Source organism: Leifsonia aquatica (assembly GCF_014190775.1).
GTDB classification, from domain to species: Bacteria; Actinomycetota; Actinomycetes; order Actinomycetales; family Microbacteriaceae; genus Leifsonia; species Leifsonia aquatica.
Genome location: NZ_JACHVP010000001.1, coordinates 744,785 through 766,718 on the forward strand (window position 1 = coordinate 744,785; position 21,934 = coordinate 766,718).

The window sequence follows — 21,934 nt, forward strand, 5'->3', positions numbered from 1 at the left end:
CGGGATCAAAAAAAGGCCCGGACCGGGGATTTCTCCTCGAGTCCGGGCCTGTCCGGTTGCGGGGGCAGGATTTGAACCTACGACCTCTGGGTTATGAGCCCAGCGAGCTACCGAGCTGCTCCACCCCGCGGCACAAGAAATGACTCTAGCACGGCTCTGAGGGGGTGGGAAATCGAACCCGTATCCCGGGCGCGTCCGGCGCGCTCCTCCCGGTGGTAGACCGCCCGTCCCACTAAAGTCGGGTTCAAGACGTAGGGGACAGGGCATGGCGAGTAGCACTCAGAAGTACCGGGTGGTCGTGATCGAGGACGACCCGGATGTGGCCTTCTTCATGAAGACCGTGCTCGAGAAGCGGGCGGACGCCGTGGTGACGGCGATCACCGATCCCTCCCGGGCACTCGCCGCCATCGCGGACTTCGAGCCCGATCTCGTCCTGACCGACATCGAGATGCCGGGCATCTCGGGCCTCGATCTGCTCAAGGAGCTGCGCTCGCAGTATCCGGGGATGCCGGTGGTGGTGATGACGGCCCACGTGTCGGTGGACTACGCCGTCGCCGCCCTGCGCAGCCAGGCGGACGAGTTCCTGACGAAGCCGGTGGCGTCCGCCGACCTCGTGTCGATCGTGACGCGTCTGGCGGAGGAGGGGCGGACCAAGCGGTCCGCCTCGCGGCAGCAGGTCGTGCTCGCCATCGGCGCGCACCCGGACGACGTCGAGATCGGTGTCGGCGGCATCCTCGCCGCGCACCGCGACGCCGGCAACCAGGTCGTCATCCTGACCCTGTCGCGCGGTGCGCGCGGCGGCGATGCGGACGACCGCCAGCACGAGTCGCTCGCCGCGGCGGAGCTGCTCGGCGCCCGGCTGTTCCTGGAAGACCTCGAGGACACGCACATCTCGGCGGCCGACCCGACGGTGTCGATCATCGAGCGGGTGGTGCGGGAGGTCGAGCCCGACATCGTCTACACGCACTCCGCACACGACCGGCACCAGGACCACCGGGCGGTGAACGCCGCGGTCAGCGTGGCGACCCGCAACGTGCGGACGGTCTGCTGCTTCCAGAGCCCGAGCGCCACCATCGACTTCCGTCCCACGCGCTTCGTCCCGATCGACGGCTTCACGGACGCCAAGCTCGCCCTGATCGACTGCTTCCGCTCGCAGGACCTGCGCGCCTACCTCGAGCACGACTTCGTGCTCGCGACCGCGCGCTACTGGTCGCGGTTCGGCGGCGGCACGATGTGCGAGCCGCTCGAAGTCATGCGGGACACCGCCGACATCTCCATCCCCGCCTCGACGATCTCGACCGAGGCCCGACTCCGAAGGACCGCCGAATGACCAGAGTTCTCGTGACAGGCGCGGGCGGCCCCGCGGGCGTCGCCGTGATCCGCTCGCTGCTCGCGAGGGACGACGTCGACGTGCTCGCCGCCGACATGGACGGCTGGGCGAGCGGCCTCTACCTCGTGCCCGCTGCGAATCGCCGGATCGTGCCCGCCGGCCGGTCGGAGACGTTCGTCGATGAGCTGATCGCGATGTGCGACGCCGATGACGTCGACGTGCTGTTCTCGACCGTCGACGTCGAACTCCCGGGGCTGGCCGCGCGTCGCGACGAGCTGCAGGCGGTCGGCACCGCGCTGGCCGCGCCGAGCCACGAGACCCTCGTCACCTGCCTCGACAAGTACCGGCTCGCGGAGCGGGTGGAGGGCTCGGCCCGCATCCCGCGCACCCGGCTGCTGACCGCCGACGGTGTGGCGGAGGACTGGGACTTCCCTGTCATCATCAAGCCCCGCAGCGGTGCGGGCTCGCGCGGCGTCCGGCTCATCCCGGACCGCGCCGCGCTCGAGTCCGTGCCGTTGGACGACAGCATCCTGATCCAGGAGAACCTGCCGGGCGAAGAGTTCTCCGTCGACGTGCTCGCCGGCCTGGACGGCTCCGTCATCGCCGCCGTCCCGCGCTCCCGCGAGCGCGTCGACTCCGGCGTCTCGATCGCCGGTCGCACCGTCAAGCGGGCCGAGCTCTCCGAGACGGCCGCCGCGGTCGCGCGGTCCATCGGTCTCACCGGTGTCGCGAACGTGCAGCTGCGTTACAGCGTGGAGGGCGTCCCCGCCCTGCTCGAGGTGAACCCGCGCTTCCCGGGAGCGATGCCCCTCACCATCGCGGCCGGCGTCGACATGCCGTCGCTCCTGCTGGACCTCGTGCTGGGCCGCCCTGTGCCCGCGACGGTCGACTTCCGCGAGCTCGCCAACGTGCGCTTCCTCGAGGACGTCTTCCTCGATCCGGCCGATGTGCTGGTCTCGGAGAACGCGGCGCACGCCGACGAGCTCGACGAGTGACAGCCGCACCTCCCGTGATCGACGTCTCCCAGCTGCTCCGCGGCGACTTCCACGTGCACTCCACGTTCTCCGACGACGCGGTCAGCACGCTGGCGCAGAACATCGCGGCCGCGGAGGCGGCGGGTCTGGAGCATCTGCGGCTGAACGATCACGTGCGCGCGTCCACGACCTGGGTGCCGGAGTTCGTCGCCGCCGTCGCGGCCGAGCGCATCCCCTCGGGCCTCACGGTGGTCACGGGCGTCGAGACCAAGCTGCTGGACGCGACGGGCGCCGTCGACATCCCCGCCGACCTCGTCGTCGGAGCGGGCGGTGTCGACACGATCGTCATCGGCGACCACCAGTTCCCCGGCACGGACGGCCCGTGGTCGCCGCAGGCCACCCGCGACCGGCTCGACGCGGGTCTCTCCGCGGACGACGCGCTCGACCTGCTCGTCACGGCCAGCATCCGGGCGATGGAGCGCACCCCGCAGGCGCAGCTCGCGCACTGGTTCTCGATCCTGCCCAAGGTCGGGCTCGACGAGGCGCAGCTCGGCGCCGACCGGCTCGCGGCCTGGGCGCAGGCCGCGGCCGCCACCGGAACCATCGTCGAGGTGAACGAGAAGTGGGCGTGCCCCGGCGTGGAGGCGATCGTCGCCCTCCAGCGGGCCGGAGCGCGTATCGTTGCTTCCACCGACAGTCACATCGCGACCGACGTCGGCCGGTACGACCGGGTGACCGCCCTCCTCACGGAAGCGGCCCGCCGTCTCGCGCCCGAAGGTGAGGACGACCGATGAGCCCCATCGAGCTGAACCGCGCGCAGCGCGCCGAGATGCAGCGCGAGATCGACCAGAACCGACGCTGGGAACGTCGGCTGCCGGTGTACGCCGGGATCGCTCTGCTCGTGCTCGCCGCGATCGTCGTGGTGCGGGTGGTGTTCTTCTCGTGACCGGGCGCGTCCCGCGCGTCGTCATCGCCGACGACGACGACGACATCCGCGGCCTCATGATCATCGCCGCCAAGCGCGCAGGCGTGGAGGTCGTGGCCGCCGTCGACAACGGCCGCTCCGCCCTCGACACGCTCCTTTCCGAGGACGTCGACCTCGCCGTGCTCGACATCTCGATGCCCGGACTCAACGGGGTGGAGGTCGCCGAAGCCGTCCGCGCGCAGCGGCCGGACACCCTGATCCTGATGGTCTCCGCCTCCGTCCAGCTGCTCACCGACCACGGCGTGGTCGCCGAGCGTTCCGACAGCTTCATCATCAAGCCGTTCAGCCCCCGCGTGCTGACCGAACGCATCCGCGCGATGCTGGGCATCGAGGTGAGCGCGTGACGATCGACCGGTTGCTGAGCCGCCTCCCCATCGACTCGCCGTCGGTGTTCATGAAGCAGCTGCCGACCCTGGTCGGCTTCCTGCTCGCGGTCGCCGTGGTGCTCATCCCGGACTTCGTGCCGGTGGAGCATCCCGACTACGTGTGGGCCTCCATCGCCGTCATCGCCGTCGCGACGATCCTGGCGGGGGTGCTCCCGTGGCACCGGATCAACGCCGGCTGGATCACCGTCGTGCCGGTGCTGTCGATGCTGGCGATCGGCCTCCTCCGTCTCGGCACCGGTGGCTCGACCTCGCCGATCGCGGTCGTCCTGCTCCTCCCGTTCATCTGGATCGCGACAGAGGAGGGGCGCCGCAACATCCTCATCGCCACGGCCGGGATGTTCGTCGTGCTCCTCGCACCCCTCTACGTGACCGGCGTGCCCGGCACCGCGGTCGACCTGGTGCGCGCGCTGTTCTCGCCCGTCATCTACTTCATCGTCGCGACCGTCATCAACGAGATCGCGCACCGGCTGCGAGCGCAGCTGGCCGTCACGAAGGCCGCGGCGGAGCAGCGCGCGGAGCTCCTCGCCGACGCGGTCACCGCCCAGGACGAGCTGGTGCTCAACGAGGCCCGCCTGAAGACCGCGAACCGGCTGATCCAGAGCATCTGGAACGCGGTGACCGAGCAGTCCGTGATCGGCACCGACCTCGACGGTCTCATCGACGTGTGGAACCCCGGCGCCGAGAAGATGTTCGGTCTCACCGAGAAGCAGGTCGTGGACGGTGAGCGCCACGTCGTCGAGTTCCACCTGGCGTCCGAGCTGGAGGAGCGGCTCCGCGACATGGACGCCCGGTTCACGACGGTCGCCAGTGCGGACGACTTCTCCGCGCTCGTCGACACCGTGCGGGCCGGCTACGCCGACGTGCGCGATTGGACGTACGTGCGCCCCGACGGCAAGCGCGTCCCCGTCCAGGTGGCGGCGACGCCCCGCATCGACGAGAACGGCCACCGCGTCGGTTTCATCTTCGTGGCCACCGACATGACCCAGGCCCGCGAGTTCGCTCGCCTCAAGGACGAGTTCGTCGGCCTGATCTCGCACGAACTGCGCACGCCCCTCAGCTCCATCCTGGGCTACTTGGAGCTCATGCGGGACGACGACGAGTCGCCGCTCTCCGAGGAGCAGTTGCAGTACCTGGCCGTCGCCGAGCGCAACGCGCACCGGCTGCTGCGGCTGGTCGGCGACCTGCTCTTCACGGCGCAGGTCGAATCCGGCCGGTTCCCGCTCGACATCAAGGACGTCGAACTCGGCTCCGTGGTCGCCGCGTCGGTCGAGACCGCGCGCCCGATCGCATCCGCCGCCGGAGTCACGCTCGTCAGCGAGGTGCCGGAGGAGCGGGCCGAGGTCCGTGGCGACGCCGTCCGCCTCGGCCAGGCCGTCGACAACCTCATCTCGAACGCGGTCAAGTTCACCCCCTCGGGCGGAACGGTCACGGTCGCGCTGCAGCCGGGCGCCGCGGAGGACGTGATCGCCGTGACCGATACCGGGATCGGGATCCCGGCCGTCGAGCTCAGCCAGCTCTCCCAGCGCTTCTTCCGCGCCTCCACCGCCACGCGCAACGCCGTCCCCGGTGTCGGCCTCGGACTCACGATCACCAAGGCGATCGTGACGGCCCACGGCGGGCGGCTCGACATCGCGAGCGAGGAAGGCGTCGGCACCTCCATCAGCATCGTGCTCCCGGTGGAGACGCCGCAGCCCGTGGTGGACGCCCTTCCCGGAGCCGACTCCCTCCCGTCCGCCGGCTCTCTGCGCGGGGCGGCGTCGTGACGGCGGTCACCGTCGGCGTCGCGCAGTTCACGCCGCGGGACGACAAGGCGCACAACCGGGAGGTCGTCGCCGGGCTGGTCGCTGTCGCCGCCGAGCGCGGTGCCCGGCTGATCGTGTTCCCCGAGTACTCGTCCTATTTCACGGACCCGCTGGGTCCCTCGTTCGCGCACAACGCGGAGACGCTGGACGGCGAGTTCGTGGACGCCCTCGCGGGAGCGGCACGCGATCACGGCGTCCACGTGGTCGCCGGGCTGGTCGAGCGAACCGACGAGCGGCACCGCTTCGCCAACACCCTCGTCGCCGTGGCGCCGAGCGGGGACCTGGTCGCGGTCTACCGCAAGCAGCACCTCTACGACGCCTTCGGCTCGCGCGAGTCCGACTGGGTGGTGCCCGGTGAGATGGTCGAGCCCCAGCTGTTCGAGGTCGATGGGCTGAGGGTCGGCCTGCAGACGTGCTACGACCTGCGCTTCCCCGAAGTCACCCGGCTGCTCGCCGACGCGGGAGCCGATCTCGTCGCCATCCCGGCCGAGTGGGTGCGCGGGCCGCTCAAGGAGCACCACTGGTCGACGCTCCTGCAGGCGCGCGCGATCGAGAACACCCTCTACGTCGCCGCGGCCGACCACACCCCGCCCATCGGCGTCGGGGCGAGTGCGATCATCGACCCGATGGGCGTCACCATCGCCGGCCTCGCCGAGACCACGGGGATCGCGGTCGCCGAGGTCTCGCAGGAGCGGATCGAGCGGGTCAGGGAGGTCAACCCGGCCCTGGCGCTGCGGCGATACCGGGTTGTTCCCCGCGACTGAGCCCGCGGATCAGGTGCGGAGGGCGGCGAGCCGTCCGGCCGCCTCCTCCAGCACGCCGACGCGCTTGCAGAAGGCGAAGCGCACCAGCGACGCGGTGCGATCCGCGTACTCGTCGCGGCAGAACGCGGCCAGCGGCACCGCGACGACGCCGGCGAGGTCGGGGAGCGCGCGGCAGAACTCGACCGCATCCGGATGGCCGAGAGGGGCCGCGTCCGCGACGACGAAGTACGTGCCGTCGGTGGGGAGCACACCGAAGCCCGCCGCGCGCAGACCGGCGGACAGGATGTCCCGCTTGTGCGCGAGGTCGGCGGCGATGCCCGTGAAGTACGCGTCGGGCAGCGCGAGGCCGGCCGCGATGGCGGGCTGGAACGGCGCCGCGTTCACGTACGTCAGGAACTGCTTCACGGCGAGGACGGCCGTCACGAGCTCGGGCGGCGCGGTGAGCCAGCCCACCTTCCAGCCGGTCGTGTTGAAGGTCTTGCCTCCGGAGGAGATGCTGACGGTGCGCTCCCGCGCCCCGGGAAGCGTGGAGACGGGGATGTGCTCGGGACCGAACGTGAGGTGCTCGTAGACCTCGTCGGTGACGATGATCGCGTCGTGCCGCTCGGCGAGCTCGACGATCGTCTGCAGCAGCTCTCGGTCGAACACGGTGCCGGTGGGGTTGTGCGGCGTGTTCACGAGGATCACGCGGGTGCGGTCCGTCACGGCCGCGCGCAGCCGGTCGGGGTCGGGGAGGAACGCGGGCGGCTCCAAGGGGACCGTCACGTGGCGACCGCCGGCCAGAGCGATCACCGCGCCGTACTCGTCGTAGAAGGGCTCGAAGGTCACGACCTCGTCGCCCGGCTCCAGCAGGGCGAGCAAGGTCGCCGCGATCGCCTCCGTGGCACCCGCCGTGACGAGCACCTCGCGATCGGGGTCGAGCTCGATCCCGTAGAAGCGCCGTTGGTGCTCCGCGACGGCGTGACGCAGCACCGGCGTGCCCGGCCCGGGCGGATACTGGTTCGCCCCGCTCCTGATCGCGTCGACCGCGGCGTCGAGCACCGCAGCGGGACCGTCCTCGTCGGGGAAGCCCTGACCGAGGTTGATCGCGCCGGTGCGCGCGGCGAGGGCGCTCATCTCGGCGAAGATCGTCGGGCGGACCGACCCGTCCGCGCCGAGGAGTCCGGCTCCGCCCGCCGCCCGCCGCCATGCTCCCGAGACCGTCATGTCCACCTCTTCCTCGTGTGCGCCTCCAACCTACGGCCTCGGCCACGTCGGAGCCGTCGACTACGTTAAGGAGAGTCATCGACAGGCGGAAGGCAGCCCACAGGGGGCGCAAATAGAACACCCAGGTTCGCGTCCCAAGCTGTTCCTGCTTGGAAGGAGCAACACCATGACCGACACCCCGATCACCCCGGAGCCCGCGAAGGCCCAGCACGACGCCGACACCGACGCGGTCGTGGATGCTGGCAGCACCGCCTCCACCGACGCCGCGACCGCGAACACCGCCTCGACCGAGGCCGCGACCACCGCCCCGACCCCGCCCGCCGCCGAGACCCCGGCCGCTCCGGCCGCCCCTGTGGTCGAGACCCCGGCGCCGCTCGTCGTCGAGCAGCCGGCCGCTCCGGCCGCCGCAGCACCCGCTGCGCCCACCGGATGGACCGCACCCGCCGCCGAGCAGAACACTCCGGCAGCGCAGCACACCCAGCCCACCCAGCCGCTCGCCCCGCAGCAGCCCTACGGCGCGCAGCAGCCGACCGCGCAGCAGCCGACCGCGCAGCAGCCCGACTACGGCAACGGCTCGTTCGGCCAGCCGGCCTACGCCGGCGCCGCACCGGCCGGCCCGTACGCGCCGCACCCCCACCAGCACGCCTACGCTGCCGCTCCCGGCACCCCGGTGCCCCCGGCTCCCGGTGCCCCGGGCGCCGCGACCGCCGACCGTCCGGCCAAGAAGCGCAACACCGGACTGATCATCGCCACGCTCGCGATCGGCGCCCTCGTGGGCGGTCTCGCCGGCGCCGGTGCCGGCGTGGGCATCTACTCGGCCACCACGTCCAACAACGCGACGATCAAGACGGTCTCCGGCCCGCAGAACATCACGGTGAACGACGCCAACAACGCGACCACGGTCACCGCGGTCGCCGCCAAGGCCTCCCCGAGCGTCGTCACGATCTCGGTCACCGCCTCCAGCGAGGGCGGCACGGGCTCGGGCATCGTCCTCACCTCGGACGGCTACATCCTGACGAACACCCACGTGGTCACGCTGGACGGGGCGTCGTCCGACGTCTCCATCAGCGTCACGGACAACGACGGCAAGATCTACTCGGCGAAGATCGTGGGCACCGACCCGACGACCGACCTCGCGGTGATCAAGCTCGACGGAGCGTCCGGCATGACGCCGATGACGTTCGCAGACTCCAGCAAGCTCAACGTCGGTGACACCGCCGTTGCGATCGGCGCCCCGCTCGGACTCTCGGGCACCGTCACCGACGGCATCGTCAGCGCCCTCAACCGCAGCATCAGCATCGCCTCCTCGGCGGCGCCGAAGTCGAGCGACGGATCCTCCGAGGGCGACGGCAGCTCGCAGAACCCGTTCAACTTCGACTTCCCCGGCCAGGGCGGCAGCAGCGGCTCGCAGCAGCAGACCACCACGCAGGGCACGATCTCGCTGCCGGTCATCCAGACCGACGCGTCGATCAACCCCGGCAACTCCGGTGGTGCGCTGCTGAACAGCAAGGGCGAGCTGATCGGCGTCAACGTCGCGATCGCCAGTGCCAGCGGCAGCAGCAGCGACTCGAGCGGCCAGTCCGGCAGCATCGGCGTCGGCTTCGCCATCCCGGCCAACCTGGCCAAGCGCGTCTCGGACGAGCTCATCAAGAACGGCTCCGCCACGCACGGTCTGCTCGGCGCCTCCGTCGCCGATGCCAGCTCGGACACCAAGGCGACCACGGTCGGCGCCCTGATCAAGGACGTGACCTCGGGCGGCGCGGCCGCCAACGCGGGCCTCAAGGCCGGCGACGTGGTCGTGAACTTCAACGGCGTGCCGATCACCGACGCGACCGACCTCACTGCTCAGGTGCGGGCCCTCGCGGCCGGCGCGTCCGCCGAGGTCACCTACACCCGCGACGGTCAGACCAAGACCGCCACGGTCACGCTCGGCTCGCTCGCGACCGACTGATCCGCCCCGCGACCGGAAGGCCGTCCCGTGCTCGGCACGAGGCGGCCTTCCGTCGCGTGCCGGGGGCGCCCAGCAAGCGGCTGGTAGGCTCGTGCGGACCCGAAACACGAATGGAACACATGCCGGACGACACCCCGAACACCCTTCCCGGTGTCTCGTATGTGATGCCCGTGCTGAACGAGGCGACGCACGTCCGCGCGGCGGTCGACAGCCTGCTCGACCAGGACTACGCCGGCCCGATCGAGGTCACCGTCGCCCTCGGCCCGAGTATCGACGGCACGACGGAGCTCGTCGCCGAGCTGGCCGCCGTCGACGGGCGCATCCGGATCGTCGACAACGTCGTGGGGTCGACGCCCGCCGGGCTGAACCTCGCCATCCGTGAGTCCCGCTACCCGATCGTCGTGCGGGTCGACGCCCACAGCGTGCTGCCGGCGGACTACACCCGCATCGCGGTCGAGACGATCCTCGAGACCGGAGCGGACAACGTCGGCGGCCTCATGGACGCCCAGGGCACCACCGACTTCGAGCGCGCGGTCGCCCGCGCCTACGGAAGCAGGGTCGGCCTCGGCGGCACCAAGCTCCACGTGGGCGGGGACGCCGGCCCGGCCGAGACCGTCTACCTCGGCGTGTTCCGCCGCGACCGCCTCCTGGAGGTCGGTCTGTTCGACGAGGAGATCAAGCGCGGCCAGGACTGGGAGCTCAACCGCCGCATCCGCGCCGCCGGAGGCACCGTCTGGTTCACGCCGCGGCTCACGGTCACCTACCGTCCGCGCCCCAACCTGTACCGCCTCGGTCGCCAGTTCTTCTCGACCGGGATCTGGCGCGGCGAGCTGGCGCGTCGCTACCCGGCCTCGAACGGTCTGCGCTACTTCGCGCCCCCGGTCATGGTGCTCGGCGTCGCGCTCGGAACCCTCCTCGGCATCGCCGGAATCGTCCAGGCCGTGCTGGGGGCGGCACCGTGGCTGCTCTGGGGATTCGCCGCACCGGCGTTCTACGTGCTGATCGACGTCGTGTCGGCGCTGCTCTGGGGGAGACGGGACGGTTTTCGCCCGTTCCTCTGGTTTCTCGTAGTCTTGCCGTGCATCCATTTCTGCTGGGGGATCGGGTTCGTCCTCGGATACCTCTCCCTCACGCGCAACATCACGGCCCACACGGGAAGGTAGGCATGTCAGCACAGGGAAGCGGGCCGCGGACCACGCGACCGGCCTCGATCGCCGAGCTGAGGGCCGTCGCACAGCCGCCGGAGGTCCGCGGACGACGCAACGCCGAGCATTGGACGGCGTCGCTGTATCTGCGCAACCTGTCCCCATATCTCACGTGGATCCTGCTCAAGACGTCGATCTCTGCAAACGGGGTCACCGGGCTGATGATCCTGACGGGCTGGGCGACGGCGGCGAGCCTGCTGATCCCCGGGATCGGCGGAGCGGCCCTCGCACTCATCCTCGGCCAGCTGCAGATGCTGGTGGACTGCTGCGACGGCGAGGTCGCCCGCTGGCGCCAGACCTCCTCACCGGCCGGGATCTTCCTCGACAACGTCGGCCACTACACGACGGAGACGCTGATCGCCATCGTGCTCGGCATCCGCGCCGCGGGCTTCCCGTTCGAGGCTCCGCAGGACTTCCTCTGGACCAACCTCGGCACCCTGCTCGCCCTGCTCATCGTGCTGAACAAGGCCCTCAACGACATGGTGAGGGTCGCGCGCGCCAATGCCGGCCTCCCGAAGCTCGCGGACACCCAGGCCGCCTACGCGCCGACCAACGGCCTGATCGCCCGGCTCCGCCGCGCTGCGCGGTTCCTGCCGTTCCACCGCCTGTACCACTCGGTCGAGCTGACCATCATGATCTTCGTCTTCGCGATCGTCGGACTGTTCATCGGCCCGGTGCTCGCCGATCGCATCCTGCTCTCCGTGCTCGTGCCGCTCGCGCTCCTGGCGGTCATCGGGCACTTCGTGGCGATCATGGCCTCCCGGCGCGTCCGTGGCTGAGCTGCCCTCGGTCGGCGTGGTGGTGCTCACGCAGGGCACGCGGCCCGTCGAGCTCCGGCACGGTCTCGACTCCGTCGCGGCGCAGCAGGGGGTCAGCATCGACATCGTGGTCGTCGGCAACGGGTGGGACCCTGCCACGGCGGATCCGCCGCTCCCCGTGGGAGTCGCGACGCTGGCGCTGCCCGAGAACATCGGCATCCCGGCCGGTCGCAACAAGGGCGTACCGCTGGTGGAGGGGGAGTGGTTGTTCTTCCTCGACGACGACGCCAGCATCCCGTCGCCGCGGTTCCTCGCCGACGCGATCCGAGCGCTCACCGACGACCCGTCGATCGGGATGCTGCAGCCGCGCCTCGCGGACCCGGACGGCGGAGACTCGCCGCGTCGCTGGATCCCTCGGATCCGCAAGGGCGAACCCACGACGTCGAGCAATGTGTTCTCGGTGCTCGAAGCGGCGATCGTCCTGCCGCGCGCGGTGTTCGAGCGCGCGGGAGGGTGGGCCGACCCGTTCTTCTACGCCCACGAAGGGATCGACCTCGCCTGGAAGGTGTGGGACCAGGGTCGCCGCGTCTGGTACGCGGGCGACCTGCTGGCCGAGCACCCGTCGGTGTCGCCCACGCGCCACGCCTACTACTATCGGCTCAACGCCCGCAACCGGGTCTGGCTGGCGCGGAGGAATCTCCCCGCCGTGCTCGTGCCGCTCTATGTCGGATCGTGGACGGGCATCCAGTTGCTCCGCTGGTTCCGCAAGCCCGCCGTCCTCCGCGCGTGGTTCGCGGGCTGGTGGGAGGGGTGGCGGACCGATCCGGGCGAGCGACGTCCGATCCGCTGGCGCACCGTCTGGCGTATGACGCGCGCCGGGCGACCGCCGATCGTCTGAGCGCGACTCAGGGAGCGACCGGCCGCTCGGGTCCCTCGGTCTCGTCGACTCCCGCCCCGGCCTCCAGTTCGGGCAGAGGCTTCTGATCGTCCTTGGCGCGGCGGCGGGGAAGCGCGCCTCGCACGACCGTCCCGACGCGCAGGACGCGGGCGCTGGTCGCCCGGCCCAGCCTCAGTGTGACGCCGGGGCCGTCCACCGGCCGAAGCGCCTCGGGGATGTGCAGCGGTGCGGCGCCGAAGGCGAGGCGCGAATTCTGCACGACCCGCCGGCCGAGGATGTTGTTGCCGGCACCGCCGATGACCGCCCCGACACCGAAGGGGATGGCGCGCGCCAGCATCCCGGCGCCGCCGCGCACGGCGAACTGGCGCACGAAGACGCTCTTGAGTCGATCGACGAGCGGTCCGACGACCATCGACGGCAGCGTGGAGGTGACGAGCTCGCCCCAGTACGCCGTGCGCGTCACGCTCGCGCCACCGACCTGCCCGGCGAGTTGGCGGACCAGGTCGGACCCCTCCCGGCCGAGCATCATGGTGAGCACGAGCGCCCGTGCGCGCTGAGGATCGTCGACCGCGATCCCGTGGAGTTCGCTCAGCGACTGCGCGTAGAGTGCGGTGGCCTCCAGGAACCCCGCCGTCTCGAGACCGGAGAGCGCGAGCGTGATCCCTGTCCCGATCGCGGGGATCACCGCGGTCGCGCCCACGGCCGCGCCACCGGTCGTCACGGCGGCCAGGTAGCGGCGCTCGAGGATCGCCGCGAGCTCCGGTCCGGTCGCGTCGGGATGCCGTCGGCGCAGAGTGCGCAGGTGCGCCACGACCGCAGGGCGCTGGATCCCCAGGAACCGGTCGAGCGTCGCATCGACGAACCGCGGTGTGTCTCCACCCTGCGGTGCGCCGCCGGTCACGGACACATACGGTTGCTGCTTCTTGGCCATCGGTACCGAGTGTAGGCGCTGGACCTGAAGCGTCCGCACCCCTTGTCAATACTTGTGTTTCATGCACTTACATCCTGAGGCTGGAGGGTGGGAGGCCCTCGCGCTCTGGCCTCGCGAGGGCTTCGTGATGAGTAATAGGTGGATGATCGAACCACTCTCGCCGGCCGCGCGCATCTTCGGAGAACGGATCCGCAGCGTCCGCCTGGAGCTCGGCCTCAGCCAGGAGGCTGTCGCCGAGCTCGCCCAGATGCATGTGACCAATTTCGGCAAGATCGAGCGTGGTACGGCCAATCCCAGTTTCCTCACCGTGCTCCGCATCGCGAGTGTGCTCGGTCAGGATCTGGCGGCGCTCACGGATGGCATCACCGCGGAGCATCTGCCAGACGACCTGGGTGTGCTCACGGCGGCCGATTTCCTTCGGGCCCGGGAGCGCGCAGCAGGCTGAATCGCCGCCCGTCCGTGCGGCGCGGGAGACGGCCGGGGCTGCTCCTTGCGCCGCACGGGCCGGTCAGAAGGCGATCTGCCAGAGGTACTCCCGGCCGTCCGGCGGAAACCAGCGGACGACGAGCAGGGTGTCGCGCGCAGGGTCGCCGCCCGACAGGCTCGCCCGGACGGACTCTCCGGGACGGACGGAGGCAGGCCCGCTGACCTGCAGACGAGAGCTGCCGGCGATGCTGACGCTGACGCCGCGGAGCACCTCACGGCTGGTGTTGACGAGTCGGTAGTGCGGCGCCGTGCTGCGGTCGACGCTCCACGGAACCCGGTAGGCGAGCCGCCGGAGTCGGGGTGCGGGACGAGGGCTGTGAAGGGTGCGAAGGTTTCTCATGCCGCCGACGATAGCCACCCCGTCCGACGCTCCCGGCCCCTCATCGGGCAGATAAGCCACATCGGTGGACAACTCGACGGAATTCTTTCTGTGGAGGGATTCATGCCTCCGAGGAAAGGTGCCCTGATCAGGGAATTCGTCAGCTTCCGTAATCCTGGTTGTACAGGTCGAGGACGTCCGAGATCGGTCCATCCAACACCAGCCGGCCCTTGTCCAGGTAGAGTCCGCGGGCGCAGAACCGGCGCAGGTCCTTCTCGTTGTGCGAGACGAAGAACAGCGTCCGGCCTCCGGCGAGGAGCTCGTCGATGCGCCGATAGCACTTCTCGCGGAACCCGCGATCGCCGACCGCGAGCACCTCGTCCACCAGGAGCACGGGCTCCTCCAGCTGCGAGATCACGGAGAAGGCGATGCGCACCTTCATGCCGCTGGAGAGATGTTTGTACGGGGTGTCGACGAAGTCGCCGATCTCGGCGAAGTCGATGATCTCGCCGAATCGCGCGTCGATCTGTGCCCGCGTCATGCCGTGGAGACCGGCCGTGAGGTACACGTTGTCGCGCACGGTCAGGTCGTCGACGAACCCGCCCGTGATCTCGATGAGCGGAGCCACCCCCTCGTGCACGCGCACGGTGCCCTCGTCGGGAAGCAGGACGCCGGCGACCAGCTTGAGCAGCGTCGACTTGCCCTGCCCGTTGCGGCCGACGACCCCGATGGCCTCGCCTGCGTCGACGCGGAAGGACACGTCGCGGAGCGGCCAGAAGTCGTCAGGTCGGGTGCGGCGCTCGCGCGAGGCGAACAGATCCTTGAATGACCGGCGCGCACCGCGGTTGCGGCGGAAACGTACGCCCAGCCCGCTGACATCGATGACGGCGGCCACTCAGATCTCCTTCAGCACATCGCGCTCGAAGCGCTTGAACACGAGCCAGCCGATGAGCAGGATCAGCAGCGACATCCCGGCGCTCACGGCGACGAGGAACCAGTCGAGCTCCTGGGCGAAGAACGTGGCCCGGTACAGGCTGAAAATGCCCGTCAGCGGGTTGAACGCCGACCAGAAGTGCAAGGAGAACAGGGTGTCGGCCTGCGCGCCGGGATTCGCGGCGACGTAGGCGGCGCAGTGCTTGGCCGCCACCGTCGCGCCGCCGCAGCCGCCGGGGAGGTCACGGGCGCTGTAAATGATGGGCGACGCGTAGAACAGGAACCGCAGAGCGAGCTTCACCACACGTTCGAGGTCGCGGAACAGCACCACGAGGGGCGCGATCAGCAAACCGATGCCCACGGTGAGGACGGTCTGGATGATCACCGCCAGGGGGAACAGCAGGATGTCGATGTTCACCTTCGCGCCGGTGGCGATCGCGAACACCGCGAGCACCGGCAGCGACAGGAGGAACTCGATGCCCTTGGAGGCGACGATCCGGTTGACCCAGATCGTCCGGGGGATCATCGTCGAGCGGATGAGCTTGGCCTCGCGCAGGAACGCGCGCGTGCTGTCCGAGACCGCGCCGTTGAACCACATCCACGGCAGCAGCGCCGCGAGGAGGAACACGATGTACGGATCCTCGCCGACGCCGCGGTGGAAGATCACCGTGAAGACGAACCAGTAGATGCCGCTCATCACGAGCGGATCCAGGATCGACCACAGGTAGCCGAGGGCGCTGGTCGAGTAGCGGACGCGGAGGTCGCGCTTCGTCAGCAGCCAGAGAGAGTGCCGGTAGCGCGTGAAACGCGTCCGCTGCGCAGGGCGCACCTCAAGCGAAGAACTGGTCACGATCACCCATCGTATTGATCGAAGCTGCGTGACACGTTCACGCAGCGACGACTACACGAAAAGATTCGCGCGCTCCAGGTCCTCCTGGAAGTCGACCTCGACGGCGTACAGGTCGGAGATGTCGACGGGCTCGACCAGGAGACGGTCCTGCTCGATGGCGAGCTCGATGCCGCGCTCGAAGTAGTCCTGGTCTGCGACGCGCTGCAGCTGACGCAGGAGCGCGGCCTTGTCGGTGCTCGAGATGTAGTTGATGCCGACGGCCTCGCCCAGCCCGCCCTTGACGGTCTTGGAGAGCTCGTTGATGTAGCCCTCGGGGCCGGTCGTGTACTTGACCTCCTCGTCGGCGACCGACGAGGTGTTGACGGTCACGAAGGTCTGGTCGCGGTTCACCATCGCGGCGCCGCGGACGAGGACGGCCGGGTCGAACACGACGTCGCCGTTCATCCAGAGCACGCCGCCGGGTGCGGAGGCCTGCAGGGCGCGCATGAGGCTCTTGGAGGTGTTCGTCTGGTCGTACTGCTCGTTGTAGACGAACTCGGCGTCGGGGAACGCCTCGATGATGTGCTCGAGCTTGTAGCCGACGACGATCGTGACCTTGGCGTCCTTGCCGAAGGCGGCGTGGATGTTGTCGAACTGCTGCTGCATGATCGTGCGGCCGTCGTTCAGCTCGGTCAGCGGCTTCGGAAGGCTGCGGCCGAGGCGGCTGCCCATCCCGGCCGCGAGGATCACTACCTGGGTCGTCACAATCATCTCCTTGGTATCCGCACGGGCGGGCGATGCAGCTTCATAGCTGTCCGCCGGGACTGGGATGGTTCACCCAGGGTTCATCCGCGCTTACGCGTATCGACACCCCTTCATGCCTCGACCAGAATAGCGAGGGCCCCTGTCCGGGGGCAGGGGTTGACGGATGTCGTTGTGGGGTCGTTATGTACCTCACAGGTGTTTCAGAGGTCCCGCATCGCGCCGGAATCGCCCAGAGGGCTCCCCAAGGCCGAGCGTCTTGGTACGTTAGCGGGGTGAGTTTCGAGCGTGCGCAGCAGGACGACGCCGAGCCCGTCGAGGGCACGGTCGTCCCCGTCGAGCGCATGATCGTCCAGGGGGACACGGGGGAGAGTATGACGGACAGCAGCACGGACGGGGCGGACGCTCCGGCGAAGCCGCGGTCGGCGCCCCGGCGCACGCCGGCGAAGACCGCTGCGGCCGCGGCGGGCACGAGCACGCGTGCGCCGCGCAAGCGGAGCACGACCGCCAAGACGCGCGCCACGAGCGCTGCGAAGAGCGAGCCGGTGCCGGACCCGCGTCCGACCGTGCTGGCGGTCGCCGGCCTCCGCAAGCGCTTCGGCGACACCGTCGCCGTCGACGACGTCAGCCTCGATGTCCGCGAGGGATCCTTCTACGGCATCGTCGGTCCCAATGGCGCGGGCAAGACCACGACCCTCTCCATGATCACGGGCCTCCTGCGCCCCGACGCCGGCTCCGTCGTCGTACACGGCGTGGACGCGTGGGCCGAGCCGGTGCGCGCCAAGCACGTGATCGGCGTCCTGCCCGACCGGCTGCGGCTGTTCGACCGTCTCACGGGTGCCCAGTTCCTGCAGTACGCGGGCACGCTGCGCGGTCTCAGCGCGAAGACGGTGCGCGCGCGCTCGGGCGATCTGGCCGCCGCCTTCGGCATCGAGGACGCCCTCGACCGGCTCGTGACGGACTACTCGGCCGGCATGACCAAGAAGATCGCCCTGGCGGCCGCGATGATCCACTCGCCGCGCCTCCTGGTGCTCGACGAGCCCTTCGAGTCCGTCGACCCGGTCTCCGCGGCCAACGTGGTCGACATCCTCCAGCGCTACACGGCGGCCGGCGGCACGGTCGTCCTGTCCAGTCACGGCATGGACATGATCCAGCGCGTCTGCGACAGCGTCGCCATCATCGTCCGCGGGCAGGTCCTCGCATCCGGAACGATCGACGAGGTGCGCGGCGAGCAGACGCTCGAAGAGCGGTTCGTCGACCTCGCCGGGGGGCGCAAGGCAGCGGAGGGCATGGAGTGGTTGCACAGTTTCTCGGACTGAAAGTCCGGCTGATGGCCAACGCCTTCCGGCGCAGCCCCTGGCAGGTGTTCGGACTGGTGCTCGGCGTCGTGTACGGCGGCTTCATCACGGTGCTCGCGGTCGCGGCTCTGATCGCTGCGCGGCTGGTGCCCGACGTCGGCGCGGTACGCGACGTGCTCGTCGTGCTCGGTGCGATCGTGGTGGTGGGCTTCCTGCTGCTCCCGCTGATGTTCGGCGTCGACGACTCGCTCGACCCGCGCAAGTTCGCACTGTTCGGCATCCCGAACCGCGTGCTGTCGACGGGGCTCCTCCTCGCGGGGCTGATCGGCATCCCCTCGTTCGTGCTCATCATCTGCAGCGCGGCGACCGTGGTCACCTGGTCCCGGGATCCGGGCACGACGCTGGTCGCCGTGATCTGCGCCGCCCTCGTCGTGCTCACCTGCGTCCTGGCGTCGCGCGTGTCGACGGCGCTGGCATCGTTCCTGCTCGCGACGCGCCGCTCGCGCGAGGCAGGCGGCGTCGTCGCCGCCCTGCTGCTGGTCCTGCTCGCGCCCGCCATCCTGCTGCTCGTGACGGTCGACTGGGGTCGCGACGGCCTGGCCTCCCTCCATGCGACGGCCTCCTGGCTGGCCTGGACGCCGCTCGGCGCCGTCTGGGGCGCTCCCGGCGCGGCCGCTGCCGGCGACTGGGGCACCGCACTGCTCCAGCTGCTCATCGCCGCCGCCACGGCCGGTGCGCTCTGGCTGGTGTGGGATGTGCTGGTCCGCACCGTCCTGGTGAGCCCTCCGCGGCAATCTCGGGTGAAGTCGTACCACGGCACCGGCTGGTTCGGCCGGCTGCACGGCGGCCCGACCGCGGCGATCGCCGCACGTTCCATGACGTATTGGGGGCGCGACCCCCGCTACTGGGTGTCGCTGGTGATGATCCCGGTCATCCCGGTCTTCGTGCTCGTCGCCCTGCTCCTCGCCGGCCTGCCGGCCCACTACGTCTCCCTCGTGCCGCTGCCGCTGGTGTGCCTGTTCCTCGGCTGGAGCATCCACAACGACATCGCCTTCGACGGCACGGCCATCTGGCTGCACGTCGTCTCTGGCACCAAGGGCATCGCCGACCGCGTGGGGCGGCTCTTCCCGCCCGTCGTCGTGGGGATCCCGGTGATCGCCATCGGCTCGATCGCGACGGTGATCGCCTACGGGGACTGGGCGCTCCTGCCGGCGGTCGCCGCCTTGAGCGGCGCGATCCTGGTGATCGGCCTCGGACTCTCGTCGATCTCGTCGGTGCTCTTCCCGTACCCGGCGACGAAGCCGGGGGACAGCGCGTTCACGCAGCCCCAGACCTCCGGTGCGTCGGCGGCGCTCGTGCAGTCGCTCAGCTTCTTCGCGATCCTGATCCTGGCCTCCCCGGTCATCGTCTTCCTGGTGCTGGGCCTGACCGTCAGCCCGTTCTGGCTCGGGATCGCTCCGATCGTCGCGGTGGTCATCGGCTTCGTCTCGCTCTTCGCGGGGCTGTGGGCGGGCGCCCGGTTGTTCGACCGTCGCGGTCCGGAGCTGATGGCCTTCGCCACGCGCAACGGCTGAGCCGCGCGTCTACACTGGAACGATGAACGAGGCGAGCATCTCCGAACCAGGCGGCCTGCCCTCGGGCGGCGGCGCGGCGACGCTGGACCGCGAGCTCGAGGAGCTCCTCCAGAACGTCGAGCCGGGCGACCACGAGCGCTTCTCGCACTACGTGAAGAAGGAGCAGATCCTCGAGTCGGCGATCACCGGCAAGCCGGTGAAGGCGCTGTGCGGCAAGATGTGGACGCCCGGACGCGATCCGGAGAAGTTCCCCGTCTGCCCGACCTGCAAAGAGATCTACGCCAAGCTCCGCGACGAGTAGACGGGCGCGAGCGGCTCCGGCGCGCAGCCGGTGGCGCTCAGGCGAAGATCGTCGGAAGCACCGGATCGCCGCGGCTCACGCGGAACGCCTGCTCCGGCAGCTCCCGCATCGCGAGCTCGCGGTGCTCTCGCGCGCGGCGCGTCCCCTCGGCGCCGAGATGCTCGGGGTGCACCTCGCCGTCGGTGACCAGGGGCACGAGGAGGTCGCGCCCGGTGTCGTCGGGGCGGTCCCCGCTCTCGACGATGTGCACGACCTCGGCCACGGCCACCCCGCGGTCGTCGAGACGCCGCACCGGGTGCTTGCGGCCTCCGACGCTCGCTTTGCCGTCCGACTTCTTCGCCACCGGCACCCAGTCGCCCGTCCCGTCGGCCGAGCGGTGTGCGACCAGCTTGTAGACCATCCCGGAGGCGGGGGATCCGGATCCTGTGACGACGGATGTCCCCACGCCGTAGGAGTCGACGGGCGAGGCCGCGAGCGCGGCGATGGTGAATTCGTCGAGGTCGTTCGTGACCGTGATCCGGGTCTTCGTCGCGCCGAGGCCGTCCAGCTTGTCCCGCACGCGGCGGACGAGCTTGGGGAGGTCGCCCGAGTCGAGCCGGACGGCGCCGAGCTCCGGCCCGGCGACCTTCACGGCCGTCTCGATCGCCTGGTCCACGTCGTAGGTGTCGACGAGGAGGGTGGTCCCCGGGCCGAGCGCGTCGACCTGCGCCCGGAACGCGTCCTCCTCGCTGTCGTGAAGGAGCGTGAAGGCGTGGGCGGCGGTCCCCATGGTCGGGACGCCCCACGTGCGGCCGGCCTCGAGGTTCGAGGTCGCACCGAAGCCGGCGATGTACGCGGCCCGTGCCGCGGCGACGGCGCTGCGCTCGTTGGCGCGCCGGGAGCCCATCTCGGCGAGCGGGCGCCCGCCGGCGGCCGAGACCATGCGGGCGGCGGCGGAGGCGACGGCCGAGTCGTAGTTGAAGACGCTGAGGATGAGCGTCTCGAGCACCACTCCCTCGGCGAACGGAGCGTCGACGACCAGGAACGGGGAGCCGGGGAAGAACACCTCGCCCTCGCGGTAGCCGCTGATCGTCCCCGAGAAGCGGTATCCGGCGAGCCAGTCCAGCGTCTCGCTGCGCACCACGGAGTTGTCGCGGAGGTAGTCCAGCTCCTCGTCGCGGAAGCGGAACTCCTGCAGCAGCTCCAGGAGGCGCCCGGTGCCCGCGAGCACGCCGTACCGGCGCCCGGCGGGCAGCCGCCGGGTGAAGGCCTCGAAGACGCACTCCCGGTCGTGCGTGCCCTTCAGCAGGGCCGCATCGATCATGGTGAGCTCGTAACGGTCGGTCAGGAGCGCGGATGACTCGGTCACGCGATCAGCCTAGCGGCGTGCCGTCGCGGACGGCGGGGTAGGCTGGATCGCTGTGACGGATGCGCCGATTGGGATCTTCGACTCGGGAGTCGGCGGGCTCACGGTCGCCCGCGCGATCCGCGACCAGCTCCCGAACGAGTCGATCCTCTACATCGGCGACACCGCGCACTCCCCGTACGGCCCGAAGCCGATCGCGGACGTCCGGCGCTACTCCCTGGAGGTCCTTGACCTGCTCGTCGAGCAGGGCGTCAAGCTGCTCGTGATCGCGTGCAACACGGCCTCGTCCGCGATGCTCCGCGACGCCCGCGAGCGCTACTCGGTGCCGGTCATCGAGGTCATCCAGCCCGCCGTGCGCCGCGCGGTCGCCGCCACCCGCACCGGCCGCGTGGGCGTCATCGGGACCGTCGGGACCATCGCCTCCCGCGCCTACGAGGACGCGTTCGCCGCCGCGCCGACCCTGCAGCTGTTCACGCAGGCGTGCCCGCGGTTCGTGGAGTTCGTGGAGGCGGGGATCACCAGCGGCGACGAGGTCCTGCGCGTCACGGCCGAGTACCTCCAGCCGCTCCGGGAGGCCGACGTGGACACGCTCGTCCTCGGCTGCACGCACTACCCGTTCCTGAAGGGCGCCATCTCGTACGTCATGGGCGAGGGGGTCTCCCTCGTCTCGAGCGACACCGAGACCGCCAAGGACGTCTACCGCACGCTCGTCGTCAGTGGCCTGGAGCGTCGCTCCGCGGAGCCGCCGACCATCCACTACGAGGCGACCGGTCTCGACGCCGACAACTTCCTGCGCCTCGCGCACCGCTTCATCGGTCCGGAGGTCTCCCGGGTCGACCTGGTGCAGACCGGCGTGATCGACCTTCCGCTCTGATCCACCCACACCACACGAGGAGA

23 protein-coding genes and 1 tRNA gene are annotated in these 21,934 nt (G+C 70.3%); 16 read left to right on the forward strand and 8 right to left on the reverse strand.

Features of this window, described 5'->3' with window-relative positions; all coding sequences use genetic code 11:
• Nucleotides 1-56 precede the first annotated feature (56 nt).
• Nucleotides 57-130 (reverse strand) — tRNA-Met (locus tag FHX33_RS03500).
• Between the two features lie 135 nt (nucleotides 131-265).
• On the opposite strand from FHX33_RS03500, the gene FHX33_RS03505 reads away from it, so the two are divergent.
• The 7 genes from FHX33_RS03505 to FHX33_RS03535 are packed head-to-tail and all read left to right on the forward strand — an operon-like array spanning nucleotide 266 to nucleotide 6,241.
• Complete coding sequence (locus FHX33_RS03505) at nucleotides 266-1,330, forward strand: response regulator (RefSeq protein WP_021762692.1); 1,065 nt, start codon at nucleotides 266-268, stop codon at nucleotides 1,328-1,330.
• A complete protein-coding gene (locus FHX33_RS03510) occupies nucleotides 1,327-2,325 on the forward strand; it encodes an ATP-grasp domain-containing protein (RefSeq protein WP_021762691.1) in 999 nt (332 codons plus the stop codon). Before FHX33_RS03505 ends, FHX33_RS03510 begins: the two co-directional genes overlap by 4 nt.
• On the forward strand, nucleotides 2,322-3,098 hold the full coding sequence (locus FHX33_RS03515; protein WP_248616250.1) for a PHP domain-containing protein: 777 nt from the start codon (nucleotides 2,322-2,324) through the stop codon (nucleotides 3,096-3,098). Before FHX33_RS03510 ends, FHX33_RS03515 begins: the two co-directional genes overlap by 4 nt.
• The gene (locus FHX33_RS03520; protein WP_021762689.1) at nucleotides 3,095-3,250 is read left to right on the forward strand and encodes a hypothetical protein; all 156 of its coding nucleotides are present in this window, start codon (nucleotides 3,095-3,097) and stop codon (nucleotides 3,248-3,250) included. The genes FHX33_RS03515 and FHX33_RS03520 overlap by 4 nt, the downstream gene beginning before the upstream one ends.
• Nucleotides 3,247-3,633 (forward strand): response regulator transcription factor, encoded by a 387-nt coding sequence (locus FHX33_RS03525; protein ID WP_021762688.1) that lies wholly within the window; start codon nucleotides 3,247-3,249, stop codon nucleotides 3,631-3,633. The genes FHX33_RS03520 and FHX33_RS03525 overlap by 4 nt, the downstream gene beginning before the upstream one ends.
• A complete protein-coding gene (locus FHX33_RS03530; protein WP_021762687.1) occupies nucleotides 3,630-5,438 on the forward strand; it encodes a sensor histidine kinase in 1,809 nt (602 codons plus the stop codon). The genes FHX33_RS03525 and FHX33_RS03530 overlap by 4 nt, the downstream gene beginning before the upstream one ends.
• A complete protein-coding gene (locus FHX33_RS03535) occupies nucleotides 5,435-6,241 on the forward strand; it encodes a carbon-nitrogen hydrolase family protein (protein ID WP_021762686.1) in 807 nt (268 codons plus the stop codon). The genes FHX33_RS03530 and FHX33_RS03535 overlap by 4 nt, the downstream gene beginning before the upstream one ends.
• 9 nt (nucleotides 6,242-6,250) lie before the next feature.
• Here FHX33_RS03535 and FHX33_RS03540 read toward each other — a convergent pair whose 3' ends face one another.
• Nucleotides 6,251-7,447, reverse strand: a complete 1,197-nt coding sequence (locus FHX33_RS03540; RefSeq protein ID WP_021762685.1) for a pyridoxal phosphate-dependent aminotransferase — start codon at nucleotides 7,445-7,447, stop codon at nucleotides 6,251-6,253.
• Between the two features lie 166 nt (nucleotides 7,448-7,613).
• Between FHX33_RS03540 and FHX33_RS03545 the strand changes: the two genes are divergently transcribed.
• The 4 genes from FHX33_RS03545 (at nucleotide 7,614) to FHX33_RS03560 (ending at nucleotide 12,259) form a co-directional block, all read left to right on the forward strand.
• Nucleotides 7,614-9,398, forward strand: coding sequence for a S1C family serine protease (locus FHX33_RS03545; RefSeq protein WP_183428173.1), 1,785 nt, complete (start codon nucleotides 7,614-7,616; stop codon nucleotides 9,396-9,398).
• Between the two features lie 119 nt (nucleotides 9,399-9,517).
• Complete coding sequence (locus FHX33_RS03550; protein ID WP_039922364.1) at nucleotides 9,518-10,561, forward strand: glycosyltransferase family 2 protein; 1,044 nt, start codon at nucleotides 9,518-9,520, stop codon at nucleotides 10,559-10,561.
• 2 nt (nucleotides 10,562-10,563) lie between these two features.
• A complete protein-coding gene (locus tag FHX33_RS03555; protein ID WP_021763212.1) occupies nucleotides 10,564-11,382 on the forward strand; it encodes a CDP-alcohol phosphatidyltransferase family protein in 819 nt (272 codons plus the stop codon).
• The gene (locus tag FHX33_RS03560) at nucleotides 11,375-12,259 is read left to right on the forward strand and encodes a glycosyltransferase family 2 protein (RefSeq protein WP_021763211.1); all 885 of its coding nucleotides are present in this window, start codon (nucleotides 11,375-11,377) and stop codon (nucleotides 12,257-12,259) included. Before FHX33_RS03555 ends, FHX33_RS03560 begins: the two co-directional genes overlap by 8 nt.
• Nucleotides 12,260-12,266: 7 nt before the next feature.
• Here FHX33_RS03560 and FHX33_RS03565 read toward each other — a convergent pair whose 3' ends face one another.
• Nucleotides 12,267-13,190: a hypothetical protein gene (locus FHX33_RS03565; protein ID WP_021763210.1), complete on the reverse strand. Its 924-nt coding sequence runs from the start codon at nucleotides 13,188-13,190 to the stop codon at nucleotides 12,267-12,269.
• A 142-nt stretch (nucleotides 13,191-13,332) separates the two neighbouring features.
• On the opposite strand from FHX33_RS03565, the gene FHX33_RS03570 reads away from it, so the two are divergent.
• Nucleotides 13,333-13,635 (forward strand): helix-turn-helix domain-containing protein, encoded by a 303-nt coding sequence (locus FHX33_RS03570; RefSeq protein ID WP_039922362.1) that lies wholly within the window; start codon nucleotides 13,333-13,335, stop codon nucleotides 13,633-13,635.
• A 63-nt stretch (nucleotides 13,636-13,698) separates the two neighbouring features.
• Here FHX33_RS03570 and FHX33_RS21340 read toward each other — a convergent pair whose 3' ends face one another.
• From FHX33_RS21340 to FHX33_RS03590, 4 genes are all read right to left on the reverse strand, one after another.
• On the reverse strand, nucleotides 13,699-14,016 hold the full coding sequence (locus tag FHX33_RS21340) for a hypothetical protein (RefSeq protein ID WP_218876059.1): 318 nt from the start codon (nucleotides 14,014-14,016) through the stop codon (nucleotides 13,699-13,701).
• 139 nt (nucleotides 14,017-14,155) lie between these two features.
• The gene (locus FHX33_RS03580; RefSeq protein WP_021763207.1) at nucleotides 14,156-14,890 is read right to left on the reverse strand and encodes an ABC transporter ATP-binding protein; all 735 of its coding nucleotides are present in this window, start codon (nucleotides 14,888-14,890) and stop codon (nucleotides 14,156-14,158) included.
• Nucleotides 14,891-15,757 carry an ABC transporter permease gene (locus FHX33_RS03585; protein ID WP_039922359.1) on the reverse strand — a complete coding sequence of 289 codons (867 nt, stop codon included), beginning with the start codon at nucleotides 15,755-15,757 and terminating at the stop codon, nucleotides 14,891-14,893.
• Between the two features lie 72 nt (nucleotides 15,758-15,829).
• Nucleotides 15,830-16,522: a phosphocholine cytidylyltransferase family protein gene (locus tag FHX33_RS03590; RefSeq protein ID WP_039922356.1), complete on the reverse strand. Its 693-nt coding sequence runs from the start codon at nucleotides 16,520-16,522 to the stop codon at nucleotides 15,830-15,832.
• A gap of 371 nt (nucleotides 16,523-16,893) precedes the next feature.
• Between FHX33_RS03590 and FHX33_RS03595 the strand changes: the two genes are divergently transcribed.
• Genes FHX33_RS03595 through FHX33_RS03605 form a run of 3 tightly spaced genes read left to right on the forward strand, consistent with a single transcriptional unit; the run spans nucleotide 16,894 to nucleotide 19,692 of the window.
• Nucleotides 16,894-17,838, forward strand: a complete 945-nt coding sequence (locus tag FHX33_RS03595; protein ID WP_246311608.1) for an ABC transporter ATP-binding protein — start codon at nucleotides 16,894-16,896, stop codon at nucleotides 17,836-17,838.
• 11 nt (nucleotides 17,839-17,849) lie between these two features.
• Nucleotides 17,850-19,391 carry a hypothetical protein gene (locus tag FHX33_RS03600; protein ID WP_021764579.1) on the forward strand — a complete coding sequence of 514 codons (1,542 nt, stop codon included), beginning with the start codon at nucleotides 17,850-17,852 and terminating at the stop codon, nucleotides 19,389-19,391.
• 22 nt (nucleotides 19,392-19,413) lie between these two features.
• Entirely contained in the window at nucleotides 19,414-19,692 is a 279-nt protein-coding gene (locus FHX33_RS03605; protein ID WP_021764578.1) for a DUF3039 domain-containing protein, read from the forward strand.
• A gap of 37 nt (nucleotides 19,693-19,729) precedes the next feature.
• On the opposite strand, the gene FHX33_RS03610 is transcribed toward FHX33_RS03605, so the two are convergent.
• Complete coding sequence (locus FHX33_RS03610) at nucleotides 19,730-21,040, reverse strand: nicotinate phosphoribosyltransferase (protein WP_183428174.1); 1,311 nt, start codon at nucleotides 21,038-21,040, stop codon at nucleotides 19,730-19,732.
• Nucleotides 21,041-21,092: 52 nt separating this feature from the next.
• Here FHX33_RS03610 and murI point away from each other — a divergent pair, with 52 nt between their 5' ends.
• Nucleotides 21,093-21,911, forward strand: a complete 819-nt coding sequence (gene murI / locus FHX33_RS03615) for a glutamate racemase (RefSeq protein WP_021762390.1) — start codon at nucleotides 21,093-21,095, stop codon at nucleotides 21,909-21,911.
• Nucleotides 21,912-21,934: the final 23 nt, after the last annotated feature.

Coding starts and splice junctions, on each gene's coding strand:
- FHX33_RS03505 (WP_021762692.1), top strand. CDS start 266: ATGGCGAGTAGCACTCAGAAGTACCGGGTGGTCGTGATCGAGGACGAC.
- FHX33_RS03510 (WP_021762691.1), top strand. CDS start 1,327: ATGACCAGAGTTCTCGTGACAGGCGCGGGCGGCCCCGCGGGCGTCGCC.
- FHX33_RS03520 (WP_021762689.1), top strand. CDS start 3,095: ATGAGCCCCATCGAGCTGAACCGCGCGCAGCGCGCCGAGATGCAGCGC.
- FHX33_RS03540 (WP_021762685.1), bottom strand. CDS start 7,447: ATGACGGTCTCGGGAGCATGGCGGCGGGCGGCGGGCGGAGCCGGACTC.
- FHX33_RS03545 (WP_183428173.1), top strand. CDS start 7,614: ATGACCGACACCCCGATCACCCCGGAGCCCGCGAAGGCCCAGCACGAC.
- FHX33_RS03550 (WP_039922364.1), top strand. CDS start 9,518: ATGCCGGACGACACCCCGAACACCCTTCCCGGTGTCTCGTATGTGATG.
- FHX33_RS03555 (WP_021763212.1), top strand. CDS start 10,564: ATGTCAGCACAGGGAAGCGGGCCGCGGACCACGCGACCGGCCTCGATC.
- FHX33_RS03565 (WP_021763210.1), bottom strand. CDS start 13,190: ATGGCCAAGAAGCAGCAACCGTATGTGTCCGTGACCGGCGGCGCACCG.
- FHX33_RS03570 (WP_039922362.1), top strand. CDS start 13,333: ATGATCGAACCACTCTCGCCGGCCGCGCGCATCTTCGGAGAACGGATC.
- FHX33_RS21340 (WP_218876059.1), bottom strand. CDS start 14,016: ATGAGAAACCTTCGCACCCTTCACAGCCCTCGTCCCGCACCCCGACTC.
- FHX33_RS03595 (WP_246311608.1), top strand. CDS start 16,894: ATGACGGACAGCAGCACGGACGGGGCGGACGCTCCGGCGAAGCCGCGG.
- FHX33_RS03600 (WP_021764579.1), top strand. CDS start 17,850: ATGGCCAACGCCTTCCGGCGCAGCCCCTGGCAGGTGTTCGGACTGGTG.
- FHX33_RS03605 (WP_021764578.1), top strand. CDS start 19,414: ATGAACGAGGCGAGCATCTCCGAACCAGGCGGCCTGCCCTCGGGCGGC.